This is a genomic window from Streptomyces sp. TLI_171 (genome assembly GCF_003610255.1).
Classification (GTDB): domain Bacteria; phylum Actinomycetota; class Actinomycetes; order Streptomycetales; family Streptomycetaceae; genus Kitasatospora.
Window position 1 is genome coordinate 1935393 of sequence record NZ_RAPS01000001.1, and the last position, 17590, is coordinate 1952982.

Genomic DNA, 17590 nt, shown 5'->3' on the forward strand with positions numbered 1-17590 from the left:
GGACCGTCCGCGCCTACGCCTGCTCGCGCAGGCCGGCGCTCCACTTCTGCTCGACCCGGCCGAACTTCCAGAACGCCATCGCGCCGGCCCAGGTGAGCACGAACAGGCCGACGATCACGTAGCCGACCAGGTTCAGGTCCAGCGAGCCGATCCAGCCGACCGGGCCGCCGGTGATCTCCAGCTTCTCGGCGAGCAGGCCGACCAGCTCGATCACGCCGATCACCAGGGCCACCACCACCGAGAGGCCGGTCACCGTCAGGTTGTAGTAGATCTTGCGGACCGGCTTGGAGAACGCCCACTCGTAGGCGAAGTTCATGAACGAGCCGTCGATGGTGTCCAGCAGGCTCATGCCCGCCGCGAACAGGATCGGCAGCACCAGCAGGGCGTACCAGGGCAGCGAGAACGCGGCCGCGCCGCCGGCCAGCACCAGCAGCGAGACCTCCGTCGCGGTGTCGAAGCCGAGGCCGAACAGCAGGCCCACCGGGTACATGTGCCACGGCTTGGTGACGGCGCGGGTGACCCGCCCGAGGATCCGGTTCATGAAGCCGCGCCGGTCGAGCTGGCGCTCCAGCTCCGCCTCGTCGAAGTCGCCCTGCCGCATCCGCCGGAAGACCTTCAGGATGCCGTTGAACGCACCCAGGTTGATCAGGCCGATCAGCACCAGGAAGGTGCCGGACACCGTCACGCCGATCAGCCCGGTCGCCTGGTGCAGCGTCGACCCGTCCGACTCCACCTGGCCGGCCAGCGACCGGATCCCGAACGCCAGCAGCGCGCACAGGCCGAACACGATCGAGGAGTGGCCGAGCGAGAACCAGAACCCCACCGAGAGCGGGCGCTTGCCCTGGCCCATCAGCTTGCGGGTGGTGTTGTCGATGGCCGCGATGTGGTCCGCGTCGAAGGCGTGCCGCATGCCGAGGGTGTAGGCCGTCAGGCCCATGCCGGCGCCGAACACCTGGCCGCCGACGTCGTAGTGCTTCGGTGCGATGACGGCCAGCAGGGTGAACCATCCCACCACGTGCAGGGCCAGGACGAAGCCGGCCATCCCGGCGAGCCGGATCCACTCCTCCCGGGTGAGCCGGTCGCGCAGACGGCTGGGCGCTGCCATGGGACTTCCCTCCGAACAAGGCTGTGAGCTGGGCCATCCTTTCTTCTGTCGGGTTGTAATTGCAAGTTGTTTGCAACTGAGAGCCAGGGGCGCACAACGGCGGACGACGGATCCGCACCGCCCGCCGGGTGTGACAGGAAAGGTTCCTGACGGTTCGTGCGCCGAAATCCTTGACCCGGACGATTGGTCCAGTCCAATCTAGGGCGCAGGCTCCCACCTGGTCCCCACGGCCGCCGCACCTACCGGACAACCCCACTACTCCGGAGGTTCCTCCCATGCTTGAACGGGCCACGCCCGCAACCGAGTCGACGCGTCGCCGGGCCCCCTCCCGGCGGCGGGCCGGCGCCCTCGCGGTGGCCGCCGCCATGACGGTCGGCTCCACCGCGCTCGCCCTGTCGCTCGGCACCGCCTCGGCGGCCGCCGTCAACCTGCTCGGCAACGCCGACTTCGAGGCCGGCTCGCTGACCGGCTGGACCTGCACCAACGGCTCGGTCGTCACCACCCCCGTGCACGGCGGCTCCTACGCGCTGAACGGCAACGCCACCGCCTCGGACACCGGCCAGTGCCAGCAGACGGTCACCGTCCAGCCCAACACCAAGTACACGCTCGCGGGTTGGGTCAAGGGCAGCTACGTCTACCTGGGCGCCACCGGCACCGGCGTGAACGCCTCCACCTGGACGCCGAACGCCTCCGCTTACACCCAGCTGAGCACCAGCTTCACCACCGGCGCGTCCACCACCTCGGTGACGGTGTTCACCCACGGCTGGTACGGCACCGGCGCCTACCAGGCGGACGACCTCACCCTGACCGGACCGGCGACCACCAGCACCACCCCGTCGGCGTCCGCCTCCGCCTCGGCGAGCGCCGGCCCGTCCACCTCGGCGAGCCCCTCGCGGAGCACCTCCCCCAGCCCGTCCACCTCCGCCTCCCCCTCGCCGTCCGCGAGCTCCAGCTCGGGCACCGGCAACGGCCCGGCCGGCGACGGCAAGATCACCGTCCCGGGCGGGGTGACGGTCACCAGGGCCACCTCCAACGCGGTGGTGCTGAAGTGGAACGCCTCGACCGACTCCACCGACAACTACGTCGGCTACAAGGTCTGGTCGAAGGGCCAACTGGTCGGCACCTCGATGGGCACCGGCATCGCGATCTCCTCGCTGCTGCCGAACACCGCGTACACCTTCACCGTGCAGGCGTACGACAAGGCCGGCCACGCCTCCCAGCAGTCCGCCGCGGTCACCACCTCGACCGCCGCCGCGAGCACCGCGAAGCCGCTGAAGTCCGCCTACTTCGACCAGTGGTCGGTGTACGACGCCGCCTACTACCCGAAGAACGTCGACACCTCCGGCGCGGGCGCCAAGCTGGACGTGATCTCCTACGCGTTCGAGAACATCCACCCGACCAACCTGAACTGCTTCGAGGCGGTCAAGGCGTCGGACGCCTCGCACGAGGACAACCCGAACGCGGGCGACGGCGCGGCCGACGCCTACGCCGACTACCAGATGGACTACTCGGGCGCCATCTCGGTCGACGGCTCCACCGACGACTGGCAGCAGCCGCTGAAGGGCAACTTCAACCAGCTGCGCCAGCTGAAGGCGAAGAACCCGAACCTGCGGATCACCCTGTCACTGGGCGGCTGGACCTACTCCAAGTACTTCTCCGACGCGGCGGCCACCGACGCCTCGCGCAAGAAGCTGGTCTCCTCCTGCATCGACATGTTCCTCAAGGGCAACCTGCCGACCGGCGTCGCCGGTGACGCCTCCGGCGGCGCGGCCAGCGCGGCGGGCATCTTCGACGGCATCGACATCGACTGGGAGTACCCGGGCTCGGCCGGCGGCCACACCGGCAACCACTACTCCGCGGCCGACAAGCAGAACTTCACCGCGCTGCTCGCCGAGTTCCGCAGCCAGCTGGACGGCTACGGCGCCACCGTCGGCAAGAAGTTCCTGCTCACCGCGGCGCTGCCGTCCGGCCAGGACAAGATCCAGTACATCGAGACCGACAAGATCGGCGCGTACCTGGACTACGCCGACATCATGACCTACGACATGCACGGCTCCTGGGACGCCACCGGTCCGACCAACCTCCAGGACCCGCTGCACGACAGCCCGGCCGACCCGACCACGCCGATCGCCCCCGGCACCCGCAAGTACAACGTGGACACCACGCTGGCGGCCTACACCACCGGACTGCCCGAGTACGGCATCGCCGGCGGCTTCCCCGCCAACAAGATCATCCTCGGGGTCCCGTTCTACTGGCGCGGCTGGACCGGCGTCCAGGCCGGCAACAACTTCGGCCTCTACCAGACCGCGACCGGCGCCACCCCCGCCAAGCCCGGCAGCCAGGAGGCCGGCCTGGCCAGCTGGCGCGAGCTGACCCTCACCGCCCAGAACACCCACTGGGACCCGGTCACCGAGTCCACCTGGGTCTACGACGGCACCAACTTCTGGACCGGCGACAACCCGCAGGCCATCCAGGCCCGCGCCGCGTACGCCAAGTCCAAGGGCCTGGGCGGCATGTTCGCCTTCGCGCTGGAGAACGACGACGACTCCTCCACCCTGCTGAACTCGATCTACAACAGCCTGGGCTGACGCCCCGCCACGGACCGACGGCCCGCCGCACCTTCCCCATGGGTGCGGCGGGCCGTCGCCCTTCACCGCTCGGGCGGCCCGACGTTCCTGGGAGCGCCTCGTTCCGCTTCCCGCTGGTGGTTTGGGGTGCGCTTGAACCGTCCTTGGGCAATCCGTGAGGGTGCTGGGAGCCGCCTGGGAGATTCATGAATGCGTACCTTACGATCATCAGGTGCCAAGCCTGACCGGACTTCCGCTGCAGTTGATCGCCGTCCTCGTGGCAGTCGCCGCCTTCGTCGCCACCATGTGGCTGTGGCCCCGGCTCGGCGGCCGCAGCTGGCGGGCGTGGCTCGGCCGGATCGGCGCGTTCCTCGCCACCCAGGTCGCCGTGCTGGTGGCGATGGGCCTGGTCGCCAACTCCTACTTCGGCTTCTACTCGACCTGGAGCGACCTGCTCGGCCTGGACGGCAGCCCCGGCCAGGTGGTCGACCACCAGCCGGGCGCCAAGGCCGTCACCGTCACCGGCGAGCAGAAGATGTACTCGGCGCAGGGCTCCGCCCAGGACCGTTCCGGACTGATCCAGCGGGTGGAGATCCGCGGCGCCCGCTCCGGCCTGACCGGCACCCCGGCGTACGTGTACCTGCCGCCGCAGTACTTCCAGCCGGCCTACGCGGGCACCCGGTTCCCGATGCTGCTGGCCCTGTCCGGCTACCCGGGGACGCCGGAGAAGCTGATCTCGCTGCTCCAGTACCCGGCGTCCACCCTGCAGGCCATCGAGGCCAAGCAGCTGCCGCCGACGGTGCTGGTGATGATGCGGCCCACCCTGGTCGGCAACCGCGATACCGAGTGCATGGACGTACCCGACGGCCCGCAGGTGGAGACCTACTTCACCGAGGACCTGCCGCGGGCGATGGCCGGCGCCTACCGGATCGACGACCGGCCCGAGTCCCGGGCCGTGATCGGCGACTCCACCGGCGGCTACTGCGCCGTCAAGTTCGCGGTGCGCAAGCCGGATTCGTACCGCTCGGCGATCTCGCTGTCCGGCTACTACGAGGTCCACAACGACCCGACCACCGGCGACCTGTTCGGCGGCAGCGCGCAGGTCAAGCAGGACAACGACCTGCTCTGGCGGCTGCAGAACCATCCCGCCCCGCCCGTCTCGCTGCTGCTCGCCACCAGCCGCAACGAGGAGAACTACCCGGCCACCCAGCAGATGGTCGCCGCGTTCCGGGCACCCACCCGGCTGTCCACCATCACGCTGGACTCCGGCGGCCACAACTTCCACACCTGGACCCGGGAGATCCCGCCGGCCCTCAGCTGGCTCGGCAGCCGGCTCGGCCGGCCCGCCCCGAGCGGCGCCGACGCGTCCTGACCCGCCGTCAGGAGACCCGGATCACCCGCTCGCACGGAGATCACACTCCGCTCATAGCCCGGTCTCATCAAGCTCTCAGCATCGCGACCGAGCGTATGGCCCATGACCACGTCCAGTTCCGTTCCTCCGACCAGCGAGCCGTGGCCCGACGCCGCGAACTACCCGCCGCCGGCGGTCCCGGCCGACGGCTCCGCGTCCGGCCCGACCGAATGGCCCGCGCCGCCGCCCGCCGAGGCCGAGCGCGAGCGGCCCGCTGAGACGCTGTTCCCGCCGGTCCCGCTGCCCCCGGTCGGGCCCAAGGGCCCGGCCACCTGGGCCGCCAGGCTACGCACCCTGCCCGCCCGCACCTGGCGCGGGCGCGCCTGGGGGCACCCCCACAGGGCCGGGGCAGACCCGCGTTGGGTCCGTCCGGCCTTCCTCGGCCTGCTGCTCGCCACGGCCGCCCTGTACTTCTGGAACCTGACCGCCTCCGGTTGGGCCAACTCCTTCTACTCGGCGGCCGCGCAGGCCGGCTCGGTCAGCTGGAAGGCGATGTTCTTCGGGTCCTCGGACTCGGCGAACTTCATCACCGTGGACAAGCCGCCGCTGTCGCTCTGGCCGATGGCGATCTCCGCCCGGATCCTCGGCCTCAACTCGTTCAGCGTGCTGGCCCCGCAGGTGCTGATGGGCGTCGGCACGGTCGCCGCCGTGTACGCCACCGTCCGCCGCCGGTTCTCCGCGCTCGGCGGCCTGGTGGCCGGCGCCGCACTGGCCCTCACCCCGGTCGCCGCGCTGATGTTCCGCTTCAACAACCCGGACGCGGCGCTGGTGCTGCTGCTCACGCTCGCCGCGTACGGGATCGTCCGCGCCACCGAGACGGCCTCCACCCGCTGGATCGTCTTCGTCGGCGTGATGCTCGGCCTGGCGTTCCTCGCCAAGACCCTGCAGGCCTTCCTGGTGCTGCCCGGGTTCGCCCTGGTCTACCTGGTGTGCGCGCCGACCGTGCTGCGCCGCCGCCTCCTGCAGCTGCTGTACGGCGCCGTCGCGATGGTGGTGGCCGGCGGCTGGTGGGTGGCGATCGTCGAGCTGATGCCGGCCTCCGCCCGGCCGTACATCGGCGGCTCGCAGGACAACTCCTTCCTCTCCCTCACCTTCGGCTACAACGGCTTCGGCCGGATCACCGGCGACGAGACCGGCTCGGTCGGCGGCGGTGGCGGCCGCGGCGGCAACACCGGCGGCGGCATGTGGGGCTCCACCGGCATCACCCGCCTGTTCGACGGCGACATCGGCGGCCAGATCGCCTGGCTGATGCCCGCCGCGCTGATCCTGCTGGGGTTCGCCCTCTGGGCGACCCGCCGCTACCCGCGCACCGACTCGGCCCGGACCGCCTTCCTGGTCTGGGGCAGCTGGCTGCTCGCCACCGCGCTGACCTTCAGCTTCATGTCCGGCATCTTCCACCAGTACTACACCGTGGCGCTGGCCCCGGCGGTCGCCGCCCTGGTCGGCATGGGCGCGGACGGCCTGTGGAAGGTCCGCCACCGCCTCCCGTACGCGGCGGTGCTGGCCGTCACGGTCCTGGTCACCGCCTGGTGGGCGCACCAACTGCTCGGCCGCAGCTCGCAGTTCGTGCCGTGGCTGGCCAACCTGGTGCTGGTCGCCGGCATCCTGGCCGCGATCGCGCTGCTCCTCGCGGGCCGGATCCCGGGAGTCACCGGCCGCCGGATCGCCACCCTGGCGGGCCTCACCGCCCTCGCCGCCGGACTGGCCGGCCCCGCCGCGTACGCCATCGACACCGTCTCCACCGGCCACAGCGGCTCCATCGTGACCGCCGGACCCGCCGTCCGGAGCGGCGGGTTCGGCCCCGGCGGCGGCATGGGCGGCGGGCGCGGCGGCAATTTCCGCGGCGGCTTCCCCGGCGGCGGCCAGAACGGCGCCATGCCGAACTTCCCCGGCGGCGCGCGGAACGGCGGCGCCGGCCAGAACGGCGGCGCCATGCCGACCTTCCCCGGCGGCGCCGGCCAGAACGGCGGCGCCATGCCGACCTTCCCCGGCGGCGCCGGCCAGAACGGCGGCGCCGTGCCGAACTTCCCGGGCGGCATGGGCGGCGCCGGCGAGGGCCAGGACGGCCGCGGCGGCTTCGGCGGCGGCATGGGCGGCCTGCTGGAGGGCGCGAAGGTCTCCTCCGAGGTGACCGCGCTGCTCAAGCAGGACGCCGACCGGTACACCTGGGTCGCGGCGGCGGTCGGCTCGCAGAACCAGGCCAGCTACCAGCTCGCCGGCGGCGAACCGGTGATGGCGCTCGGCGGCTTCAACGGCAGCGACCCGTCGCTGACCCTGGACGCCTTCAAGCAGCTGGTCCAGCAGGGCAAGGTGCACTGGTTCATCGGCGGCGGCGGCATGGGCGGCGGCATGGGCGGCTCCAACTACTCCTCGGAGATCGCCTCCTGGGTGTCCTCGACCTACACCGCCAAGACCGTCGGCAGCACCACCATGTACGACCTGACCGCGACCCCGAAGGCCGCCGGCTGACCCGGTCGTCCGGCCCGGGAACCCCCGAGGCCGTCCGGCTCCCCACCCCCGGGGGAGGACCGGGCGGCCTCGGGCCCGTTGGGCGTCCTACGGACGCGCCGTCAGCCGCCGCACAGCGACAGCATGGTCTTCTTGTCCGCGGGCGTCACCGGCAGCTGGTACTTCAGCGACACCTGCGCCCACCGGATCGCGTACGCGCAGTGCACCTCGGTGTTGGCGGGCAGCCAGCTCGCCGGGCCGGAGTCGCCCTTCGACGCGTTCTGCGAGCCGTCCGCCGGGATCAGGTTGAGCGGGTCGTTGGCGATCTGCACCCGCTTCGCCTTCTCCCACTGCGCGGCGCCCTGCTGCCAGTCGTAGGACAGCGGCATCACGTGGTCGATCTGGATCTTCGACGCCTGCTGCTTGGTCCACTGCACGGTCTTGCCGGTGTACGGGTCCCAGATCGTCATCCCGGTGACCACGCAGCCGGAGGCGTCCTTGTGCTCGACCTTCTGCCCGTCCCGTGCCAGCACGTCGTCCCGCGTCCCGCAGTTGTTGTGCCCGAGCGGGATCCCGTCCACGTTGTCCGTCCAGGCGGGCCCGAACTGGTCCCGGTCGTACCCGGTCTTCGGCCCCGCGTCGGCGGTCTTCACCTTGGCGATCAGCTCCCGCCCGGCCTTCCGGTCCGCGTCCGAGGTGACCGGCGCCAGCCCGGGCTTCGTCCCGTCCGGGTTCTGCAGCGGGCTCGTCCCCCGGGACGCCGAACCCGGCTTGGTGGAATCCCCCGACGTCTTGCCGCCGGTGCACCCGCCGAGCGCGAGCGAACCGAGCAGGACGACGGTGACAACTGCACTACGGCGGCGGGATCGCACGGTGTTCCTCTGCGAATGGGCGACTCTGACGACCCAACAGGAGACCAGCCGCCCCACCGCCGGTCAAGCCGGGCGCACCGCACCATGACACAGCTCACAATCCGGGCATATGCTGTTCGGCTCCCCGTCGCCGTTCCGCCTCACGGCCCGTCAGCCGCCGATCGCCGACATCGGCCGGTCCGGGCGGACGAACCCCTCGTCGCCGATCCGGTGGCCCGGGCCCTTGCGGGCGACGCAGGCGCGCCAGGCGGCCTCGATCCCGTCGTCGTCGGCGCCGCCGCGCAGCAGTGCCCGCAGGTCGGACTCCTCGGTGGCGAACAGGCAGTTGCGCAGTTGCCCGTCGGCGGTGAGCCGGACCCGGTCGCAGCCGCCGCAGAACGGGCGGGTGACGGAGGCGATCACGCCGACCACGTGCGGGGTGCCGTCCAGCCGCCACTCCTCCGCGGGGGCGTTGCCGTGCCGGCCGACCGGGACCAGCCGCCAGCGCTCGCCGAGGACGCCCAGGATCTCCTCCGCGGTGACCATCGCCTCCCGGTTCCAGGCGCCCTGCGCGTCCAGCGGCATCGACTCGATGAACCGCATCCGGTAGCCGCCCGCGACGGCGAACTCCACCAGGTCGACGATCTCGTCCTCGTTCACGCCGCGCACCGGCACCGCGTTGACCTTCACCGGCTCCAGCCCGGCCGCCCTGGCCGCGGCCAAGCCCGCCAGCACGTCGGCGAGCCGGTCCCGGCGGGTGATCGCGGCGTACCGCTCGGGCCGCAGGGTGTCCAGGCTGACGTTCGCCCGGTGCAGCCCGGCCTGCTTCAACTCCGGTGCGAGGCGGGCGAGTCCGATGCCGTTGGTGGTCAGCGAGAGCTCCGCGCCGAGCGTGGAGAGCCGTTCCACCAGACCGGGCAGGCCGCGCCGCAGCAGGGGTTCGCCGCCGGTCAGCCGGAGGGTCCTGATGCCGAGGCGGTGGACGGCGATCCCGGCCAGCCGCAGCAGTTCGCCGTCGGTGAGCACCTCCGCCTTCGGCAGCCAGTCCAGGCCCTCCGCGGGCATGCAGTAGGTGCAGCGCAGGTTGCACCGGTCGGTGAGGGAGATCCGCAGGTCGGTGTGGACCCGGCCGAAGCGGTCGACCAGCGGGGCGGGGGCGGGAGTGGTGCGCGGTGCCATTGGCCCAGTGAACGGGGGCGCCGGGGGGACGGTCCAGGGACGGAACGGCCGGGACCGGGCGGCCGGCGGCGCGCGGCCGCTGTCGGATCGTCCAAAGCAGCGGGCCGGGCGGCCGGGGCAGACTGGCCCCATGGCGGAGTTGCGGGTGCCGGCGCTGGTGCTGGCGGCGGGCGGCGGGTCACGTCTCGGCGGTCGGCCGAAGGCGCTGCTGCGGTACGGCGGTCGACCGCTGCTGGAGCACGTGCTGGCGGTGGCCCGGGACGGCGGCTGCACCGGCGCGGTGGCGGTGCTCGGCGCCTCGGCGGCGGAGGTGCGGGCCCGGGTGGCGACCGGCGACTGTCGACTCGTCGACAATCCGGACTGGCGCACCGGCATGGCGTCCTCGCTGCGCGCAGGCCTGGCCGCGCTGCCGCCGGAGACCGACGCCGCGCTCGTCCTGCTGGTCGACACCCCCGGGGTCACCGCGGAGGCGGTCCGCCGCCTGCTCGCCGCGCACGCCGGGCGCACCGGTCTCGCCGCGTGCGCCTACGCCGGCCGCCGGGCCCACCCGGTACTGATCGGCGCCACGCACTTCCCCGAGCTCCTGGCCACCGCGACGGGCGACGCCGGGGCCCGCACCCTGCTCGCCACCCACCCCGTCACCCTGGTCGACTGCACCGCCGTCGCCTCCCCGGACGACCTCGACACCCCTGCCGACCTGGCCCGCTGGCACATCACCTGACACCCCCGGCACGGCAACCGTCGCACCACCCCAGGGGGCCCCGGCACCCGCGCCGACCCCACCCCGTCGGCGTGCCGCAGAACTCGGCGCCCGGTCACCCCGCCCTCCGCAGGGGCTCAGCGCGCGGCTTCGGCCAGCAGGGCGGCGGCCAGTTCGGCCGGTACGGAGAGCATCGGCCAGTGGCTGGAGTCGAGCGCCGCCGACTGCCAGGGCCCGCCGTCCGTCAGCGCGGTGACGTCGGGGCGGGGGCGGTAGCCGGGCCGGTGGCAGTGCAGGAAGGTGGCGGTGAGGGAGGCGAGCGGGCGGGGCAGGTCGACCGGGTCGGTGAGGGTGGCGCCGGGGTGCGGGACGGCGCGGGCCAGCAGCTGGGCGGTGCGTTCCGGGTCGAGGCCGTGGGCGGCGAACGCGGCGGGCGGCAGCGGCGGCCAGTCGCCTCCGCCGTCGGCGACGGCCGCCCGGACGGCGGTGCCGCCGTCCGGCAGCGAGGCGACGAAGGGCTGCCCGTGCACCGGCAGATTGGCGTCCACGAAGACCGTGCGGTGCAGGCGGCCGCCGAGCCGGGCGGCGGCGATGCCGACCGGGACGCCGGAGTAGCTGTGCCCGACCAGGACCACCCGGTCCCCGTCGAGCCGCTCCACGGCGGCCACGATGTCCCGCACGTGGGTCTCCAGCCCGGCGGCCTCGCCCCGGCGCTCGGCCAGCCCCGCCAGGGTGATCGGCTCCGCCCGGTGGCCGTCCCGCTCCAGCAGCGGCACGACGGCCTCCCAGGCCCACCCGCCGAGCCACGCCCCGGACGTCAGTACGAAAGTCGTCATGGTGTCCCATCCAAGCACGTCCAGGGCACGGAATTGACGGTCTGTCAGCAAGCTGCCGGAGAGCGCGCACGCCCCCGGCGTGCAACAGTTCGCGCACCTTTTCGCCACCTCAACTCCGCCGGAGGATTCCCTCATTCCGCACCGGGCCGGGCGGCGATCGGCCAGGATGGAAGCCCTTCCTGCCTCTCCCGACCGGAACGGACGGTGACCGCCATGCCGCTGCCCGAGGACGCCGCAGACCCGGCCGGGTTCTCCCCCGGCTCGCCCTCGGGGGCCAGCCACCTGCGCTGCCCGGCCTGCCGCCGCGAGCACCGGTACGAGCCGCCGAGCCTGCCGTGCCCGTGCGGGGCGCAGCTGCGGGTGCCGCTGCTGCGCGGCGGGGTGCCGGTGCAGATCCGGTTCCGGTCCTGGGAGGACTCCTGGCTGAGCATGCGCTGCCCGCACTGCGGCCGCAGCGACCAGTGGCCGCAGCCGGAGTTCACCTGCGACTGCGGGGCCACCGTCCGCCTGCCGGTGGACCGGGCGCCGCGCCTGCAGAGTGCGCACCCGCGTTCGGTCCGCCCGGTGGAGGCGGCCCGCCCGTACACCACGGCCGTGCCCCCGCAGTCGCCGGCGGGCCCGCCGGCGGCCGGCTCGGGTTCGGCCCGGGCGCTGCGGCCGCCGTTCCGCCCGCAGCCGGTCCGCACCCCGCAGGACGCGGTGCTGACGGCCGCCCGCTACCTGCAGTGGCTGGGATTCGACGATCTGGAGCTGACCCCGGGTCAGGAGCGCGACTCCACCACCCTGCTGGGAGCCCGGATGGTGGCCCGGGTGGACACCTGGACCGAGTCCGCCGACGTGAAGGCGGTGGAGTGCCTGTGGCTGGAGACCCTGCACAGCGAGCAGGTGGCGGCCGCGATGTTCACCGTCTCGGGCTACGCCCGGCAGGCCGTGGTGCGCGGCGAACAGCTGCTGGTCGCCCTGTTCACGCTGGACGCGGCGGGCATCCCGCAGCCCTCGAACGGTGCGGCGGAGGCCCTGATGGAGACCGGTTGGACGTCCTGACCCGCCGTTGACCGGGGCGGCCCGGCACCGACCGGATCGGGCCGTTCCGGAATTCCTCGCGCTCGTGATCTGGTGCACAAGCTCCTCCGCGTGTTGAATTGCCGCCACGGTGCAGGCCCTTGGGGTTGGGGAGGGTCGGCTGGTCGCTGCATGGCGCGCACAAGGAGGTGGCGTTGTCGGTGCACGGGACGGCCCCGGGGGGCATGGCGGACGTCGTCTGGCGGCTGCGGTCGCGCGGCTGTTGGCAGGAGGCGGCGGACCTGCTGCGCCCGCAGGCCGGGCGGGACCCGACGGCGGCCCTGCAGCGCGCCGAGCTGCTGATCGAGCAGTGCCTGTTCACCGCGGACCACTGGGAGCGCGCGGAGGACGCGCTGCGCCAGGCGGAGGCATCGGTCGCGGGCAGCGAGCACCGCGCGGCGGCGTCCTGCGCGCGCGGGTTCCTGGCCTACGTGGCCAGCGTGCTGGGCCGCCGGGACCGACTGGACGAGGCGCAGGCGGCGCTCGGGCGGACCTCCGCCCTGCTGCCGCCGAAGGCGCCGGGCCGGCCGCTGCTGGACTTCCGGCGCGGACTGGTCGCGGAGAACCTGCTGCACGACCCGGCGGCGGCGCACAGTGCGTACGCCCGGGCGCACGAGGGGGCCCGGGAGCGCGGGGACGACCTGCTGCGGTCCTCGACGTGGCGCCACCTGGCGGGCCTGGCGCTGGCCGCGGGCGAGCCGGAGCGGGCCCGGGAGGGGTTCGCCGCGTCCCTGCGGCTGCGTGAGGAGCTGGGGTTCACGGTCGGGGTGGCGCCGGCGCTGGCCTCGCTGGCGGAGGTGTCGGAGCCGGCCGAGGCGGAGCGGCTGCGCGCGGAGGCGGCCCGACTGGTGCAGGCGCTCGGCGGGGTGCCGGTGTGGCTGGCGCGACGGCTGGCGCAGGTCCCGGCACAGCCCGGTCCCCCGGACGGCGGTGGGCGACGCGACCTGCGGCACGGCATCAGCTAAGGTGAGCCTTACCTGTCCGGGTGAGCAGCGGTCCGGACAGGTCCACCGCGCCGTGCCCGGGCTCCGCTCCCGGGGTACCACCAGGGAGCCCGCGTGACCGCGCATCAGGTCGAGCAGTGCCCCCCGCCCGCCGATTCCCCCCCCTGTCACGGGAGTTGGCTGCGCCTGGAGCAGGTCTTCCCCGGCCTGCGGATCCACCGCGCCCCGCCGCGCCGCGGAGCGGGCTGGACCACCGCCGCCGACCTGGCCGCCGACCCGGCCGCCCTGGACGCGATGATCGCCTTCGACGAGCGGCTCGGCCTCGACCTGTACGGCGCCCCGACCCGGCCCGACGTCACCGCAGGGTTCTCGCTGCACCGCTACGCCTGGCCGGTCGCGCTGGCCTTCACGCTGCCCTGGTTCCTGGAGCGCCGGGTCCCGGTACTGCCGCCCGAGCGGGTCTCCATCAACCGCGCCACCGGCGAGCTCACCGCCCGCCCCACCGCCTACTTCTGCCTGCCCGACGACCCGGCCGCGCACCTCCCGGACGCCCGCCCGGTCCCGGACCGGGCCGCGCTGGACGCCGCGCTGCGCACCGCGCTCACCGACCACCTCGCGCCGGTCCTGGACGCCTTCCGCCCGCGCGTGCGCCGGGGCCCGCGCACCCTCTGGGCGCTCGCCACCGACGACGTGGTGGACGGCCTCTGGTACGTCTCCACCCTGCTGGACCAGGAACCGCGGGCGGTCGCGGAGCTGGCGGCACTGCTGCCCGGCGACGCCTCGGCGGCCCCGTTCGTCGGCACGCCGGCCTTCCGCGAGGAGGACGGCGCCCGGACCAGGACCAGGGTCAGCTGCTGCCTGTTCTACACGGTCCGCCCGACCGAACCCTGTTTCAGCTGCCCGCGCGCCAAATAGATCTGACAATCTTTCGATTTCGCGCCCGGAATTCCCCCTAACGGTGTACTGCCACCGATCCGTTCATGATTCCCGCATTTCTCCGTCATGATGGTGCCCGCCATCACGACGCGGAAAGCGAGGCTGGGTCAGGTCATGAGACTGTCGGACATACCGCTGGGCTGGGCCGTCGCCGGTACGGCCGCCCTGGTGGTCGCCATCGCCCTGCTGGCCTTCGCCCGCAGCCGCACCGGCACCGCCACCACCGGCGGTTCGGACTCCTGGGAGCGCGCCGAGGAACGCCGCCGCCGCACCGAATCCCTCTACGGGGGCGCCTCCTACCTGCTGTTGTTCTGCTGCGCGGCGGTCGCCGCCGCGCTGTCCTTCCACGGGCTGGTCGGCTTCGGCGTCCAGAACCTGGGGCTCTCCGGCGGCTGGGAGTACCTGGTCCCGTTCGGTCTGGACGGGGCCGCGATGTTCTGCTCCGTCCTCGCCGTCCGCGAGGCCAGCCACGGCGACGCCGCGCTCGGCTCCCGGCTGCTGGTCTGGCTGTTCGCGGCCGCCTCCGCCTGGTTCAACTGGGTGCACGCCCCGCGCGGCATCGGGCACGACGGCGCGCCGCAGTTCTTCGCCGGGATGTCCCTCTCGGCGGCGGTGCTGTTCGACCGCGCACTGAAGCAGACCAGGGTCGCCGCCCTCCGCGAACAGGGGCTGGTCCCCCGGCCGCTGCCGCAGATCCGGGTGGTCCGCTGGATGCGCGCCCCGCGCGAGACGTACGCCGCCTGGTCGCTGATGCTGCTGGAGGGCGTCCGCACCCTGGACGAGGCGGTGGAGGAGGTCCGGGACGACAAGCGGACCGCCGCCGAGGACCGGGAGCGCCGCCGGCTGGCGTCCCGGCGGGAGCGGGCCGAGATCCGGGCGATCGGCCGCCAGCCGGGCAGTTGGCGCCACCGGGGCGCGCGGCAGCTGGAACCCGCCGCCCCGGCCGCGGCGGCCGCACCGACGGAGCCCGCCATAGCCCCGGTCGGCCTGCCCGCCACCCCGGCCCGCCGCAGCATCGACCTCACCCCGGAGGAGGACACCATGACGCTGCCGCGGCTCGACTTCCTGGAGCAGAAGCTCAAGGACCTGGAGCAGCAGATCGGGTGACGGCCCGTCCGGGCCGCTGACGGTCAGGTGGTGAGTTCGAACCACATGCGCTTGCCGGTGCCGCGGGGCTCCACGCCCCAGGTGTCGGCGAGCGCCTCGACCAGCATCAGGCCGCGGCCGGAGGAGGCCTGCTCGCCGGGGGTCCGGCGGGTCGGCCAGAGGTCGGACTCGTCCTCCACCTCGACCCGCAGCCGGGCCCGGCCGCGTTCCTGGTAGAGGCGGGCGGTGAACATCGCGTCCCGGTCGGTGTGCCGGATCGCGTTGGTGACCAGCTCGGAGGCCAGCAGCTCGGCGGTGTCGATGAGTTCGGGGAAGCCCCAGCGGCGCAGCGCGTCCCGGAGCTCGCCGCGCAGTTCGGAGATCCGGGCCAGGTCGGCCTGGCCGATCCGGCGGCGCAGCTGCTGCGCGGCCCGTCCGCCGGCCGGGCCGTCCCAGCGCAGCAGGAGCAGCGCGATGTCGTCCTCGCGTTCGCTGCTGTCGGCGGCCTGCGAGGCGATCCGGTCGGCGAGGTCCTCCAGCGGTTCGCGCGGGGACTCGCCGACCGCCGGGAGTTCCCGGGAGACGGTGTCGCAGAGCCGGGCGAAGCCGGTGTCGAGGTCCATGTCGCGGGCTTCGACGAGTCCGTCGGTGCAGAGCACCACGGTCTCGCCGGGATCGAGGCTGAACCGGGTGACCCGGTACTCCTCGTCGGGTGCGACGCCCAGCGGCAGGCCGCCGGCCACCGGCACGGGGTGCGCGGTGCCGTCGGCGCGCCGGACCACCGGGTCGAGGTGGCCGGCCCGGACCGCGTAGACCACGCCGTAGTCGACGTTGACCTCGGCGTAGGTGCAGGTCGCGAAGTGGTCGGTGTCCAGGTCGGCGAGGAACCGGGAGGCGCGGGCCATCACGGCGGCGGGCGGGTGGCCCTCCGCGGCGTAGGCCCGCAGCGCGATCCGGAGCTGGCCCATGATGCCGGCCGCGTGCACGTCGTGGCCCTGGACGTCGCCGATCACCAGGCCGACGTGGCCGCCGGGCAGCGGGACGACGTCGTACCAGTCGCCGCCGATCTGCAGGCCGGAGCCGGCCGCCAGGTAGCGAACGGCGGTGGTGACGCCGGGGACGGCGGGGACGGTGCGGGGCAGCATGACGCGCTGCAGGCCGGCGGCGAGCTCGTGCTCGGCGTCGTGCAGGCGGGCCCGGGCCAGCGACTGGGCGACCAGGCCGCCGAGGGTGGAGAGCAGGGTGCGCTCGTCGGCGTCGAGTTCGCGGTCGTCGTCGAAGGAGACCACGCAGACGCCGGTGGGGCGGCCGCTGGCGATCAGCGGCAGGAAGGCCCAGGAGGAGCGCCCGCTGTCCTCGGCCCAGTCCCAAGCCTCGGGGTAGCGCTCGCGGTACTCCTGGCGGCTGGAGACGAAGATCGGGGCGCGCTGCCGGATGGCCTCGGCGGCGGGGTGGGTCGGGGCCAGCGGGATCCGGTCGAACTGGTTGCTGAGGTCCCGGTTGTAGCCGCTGGAGCCGAGCAGGGCGATCCGGCCGGCCTCCAGCGAGGCCAGCGCCAGCCCGTCGGGGCCGAGCCCGGGCAGCGGGAGCTCGGTGAACACTCGGGCGACGTCCCGGACGGTGACCGCCTCGGAGAGCGCGCGGGCGGCCTCCTTGATGAACCGCGACCGCTCCTCGCGCAGCACGGCGAGCTCGTCGGCCCGTTCGCGCTTGTGCAGTTCGACGGTGGCGTCCCAGACGAAGCCGACCATCCGGGACGGGCGGCCGAAGGCGTCGGCGAGCACCCGGCCGCGGAAGCGCACGGCGTGCAGCTCGCCGTTCGGGAACACGGTGCGGTAGTAGGCGCCGCACTGGCCGAGTTCGGCGACGGCGCGCTCGACCCGGCGGCGCACCACGGGGGCGTCCTCGGGGTGCAGCATGGCCAGGAACGCGGCGGAGGTGCGGTCGAAGGGCTGGCCGACCAGGCCCAGGATGGCGCACGCCCGCTGGTCGCCGACCAGTACGTCGCGGCGGATGTCCCAGTCGAAGGAGCCGATGCCGTTGGCGGCCATCGCCGGCTCCAGCCACTCCGGGGTGGAGTCCCCGGTCCGGGTGGGCAGGCCACGGCCGGACTGCGGCGCCACGATCCGCCCGGCGGCCAGGCCGGACGCCGAGCGAAGCGGGTTCGCGGGGGTCTCGTTCCTGGTGGCCTGGGCGGGCGGGGTGCGGCGGGCGGGCCCAGGCGCCTCGGGCTCTGTGGCCATGCTTCTCCTGCCGGTGCCTTGCCTGGCGGCCGCTGGTGTATCCGTGTCCCCTGCTGGGTCGGCCGGACCGCGATGATGGTGTGTGCCTACTGGCACACATTCTCACTAGCCTCTCGTATGTTCGGCAAGGCGGCAATCCCGGTGCGCCGGACGATACCGATCGCACACGATCACGGCTGGCATATTCACTCGCCCGCCCACCCCCGCGGGGCGCGCGAATTC

The 17590-nt window shown here is 73.6% G+C and carries 13 protein-coding genes; 8 read left to right on the forward strand and 5 right to left on the reverse strand.

Annotated elements, in window-relative coordinates:
• Positions 1-13 precede the first annotated feature (13 nt).
• Positions 14-1105, reverse strand: a complete 1092-nt coding sequence (locus BX266_RS08835) for a HoxN/HupN/NixA family nickel/cobalt transporter (protein ID WP_099898346.1) — start codon at positions 1103-1105, stop codon at positions 14-16.
• A 275-nt stretch (positions 1106-1380) separates the two neighbouring features.
• On the opposite strand from BX266_RS08835, the gene BX266_RS08840 reads away from it, so the two are divergent.
• The 3 genes from BX266_RS08840 (at position 1381) to BX266_RS08850 (ending at position 7552) form a co-directional block, all read left to right on the forward strand.
• Positions 1381-3693 (forward strand): glycosyl hydrolase family 18 protein, encoded by a 2313-nt coding sequence (locus BX266_RS08840; protein WP_099898347.1) that lies wholly within the window; start codon positions 1381-1383, stop codon positions 3691-3693.
• A gap of 211 nt (positions 3694-3904) precedes the next feature.
• The gene (locus BX266_RS08845) at positions 3905-5044 is read left to right on the forward strand and encodes an esterase family protein (protein ID WP_099898348.1); all 1140 of its coding nucleotides are present in this window, start codon (positions 3905-3907) and stop codon (positions 5042-5044) included.
• Positions 5045-5146: 102 nt separating this feature from the next.
• Entirely contained in the window at positions 5147-7552 is a 2406-nt protein-coding gene (locus BX266_RS08850) for a glycosyltransferase family 39 protein (protein ID WP_099898349.1), read from the forward strand.
• A gap of 101 nt (positions 7553-7653) precedes the next feature.
• Here the strand turns inward: BX266_RS08850 and BX266_RS08855 are convergent, their stop codons facing one another.
• Complete coding sequence (locus tag BX266_RS08855; protein WP_099898350.1) at positions 7654-8403, reverse strand: HNH endonuclease family protein; 750 nt, start codon at positions 8401-8403, stop codon at positions 7654-7656.
• Positions 8404-8553: 150 nt separating this feature from the next.
• Complete coding sequence (gene moaA, locus BX266_RS08860) at positions 8554-9561, reverse strand: GTP 3',8-cyclase MoaA (RefSeq protein WP_099898351.1); 1008 nt, start codon at positions 9559-9561, stop codon at positions 8554-8556.
• A 130-nt stretch (positions 9562-9691) separates the two neighbouring features.
• Between moaA and BX266_RS08865 the strand changes: the two genes are divergently transcribed.
• Positions 9692-10282 carry an NTP transferase domain-containing protein gene (locus BX266_RS08865; protein ID WP_099898352.1) on the forward strand — a complete coding sequence of 197 codons (591 nt, stop codon included), beginning with the start codon at positions 9692-9694 and terminating at the stop codon, positions 10280-10282.
• Between the two features lie 116 nt (positions 10283-10398).
• Here the strand turns inward: BX266_RS08865 and BX266_RS08870 are convergent, their stop codons facing one another.
• Complete coding sequence (locus tag BX266_RS08870) at positions 10399-11097, reverse strand: alpha/beta fold hydrolase (protein ID WP_099898353.1); 699 nt, start codon at positions 11095-11097, stop codon at positions 10399-10401.
• A 213-nt stretch (positions 11098-11310) separates the two neighbouring features.
• Between BX266_RS08870 and BX266_RS08875 the strand changes: the two genes are divergently transcribed.
• From BX266_RS08875 to BX266_RS08890, 4 genes are all read left to right on the forward strand, one after another.
• Positions 11311-12141, forward strand: a complete 831-nt coding sequence (locus BX266_RS08875) for a hypothetical protein (protein ID WP_259464616.1) — start codon at positions 11311-11313, stop codon at positions 12139-12141.
• 203 nt (positions 12142-12344) lie between these two features.
• Positions 12345-13124: a hypothetical protein gene (locus tag BX266_RS08880; RefSeq protein ID WP_259465070.1), complete on the forward strand. Its 780-nt coding sequence runs from the start codon at positions 12345-12347 to the stop codon at positions 13122-13124.
• A 93-nt stretch (positions 13125-13217) separates the two neighbouring features.
• Positions 13218-14018: an iron-sulfur protein gene (locus BX266_RS08885; RefSeq protein WP_099898354.1), complete on the forward strand. Its 801-nt coding sequence runs from the start codon at positions 13218-13220 to the stop codon at positions 14016-14018.
• 135 nt (positions 14019-14153) lie between these two features.
• Positions 14154-15146, forward strand: a complete 993-nt coding sequence (locus tag BX266_RS08890) for a DUF2637 domain-containing protein (protein ID WP_099898355.1) — start codon at positions 14154-14156, stop codon at positions 15144-15146.
• A 23-nt stretch (positions 15147-15169) separates the two neighbouring features.
• Here BX266_RS08890 and BX266_RS08895 read toward each other — a convergent pair whose 3' ends face one another.
• Complete coding sequence (locus BX266_RS08895; protein WP_099898356.1) at positions 15170-17368, reverse strand: SpoIIE family protein phosphatase; 2199 nt, start codon at positions 17366-17368, stop codon at positions 15170-15172.
• Between the last annotated feature and the right edge of the window lie 222 nt (positions 17369-17590).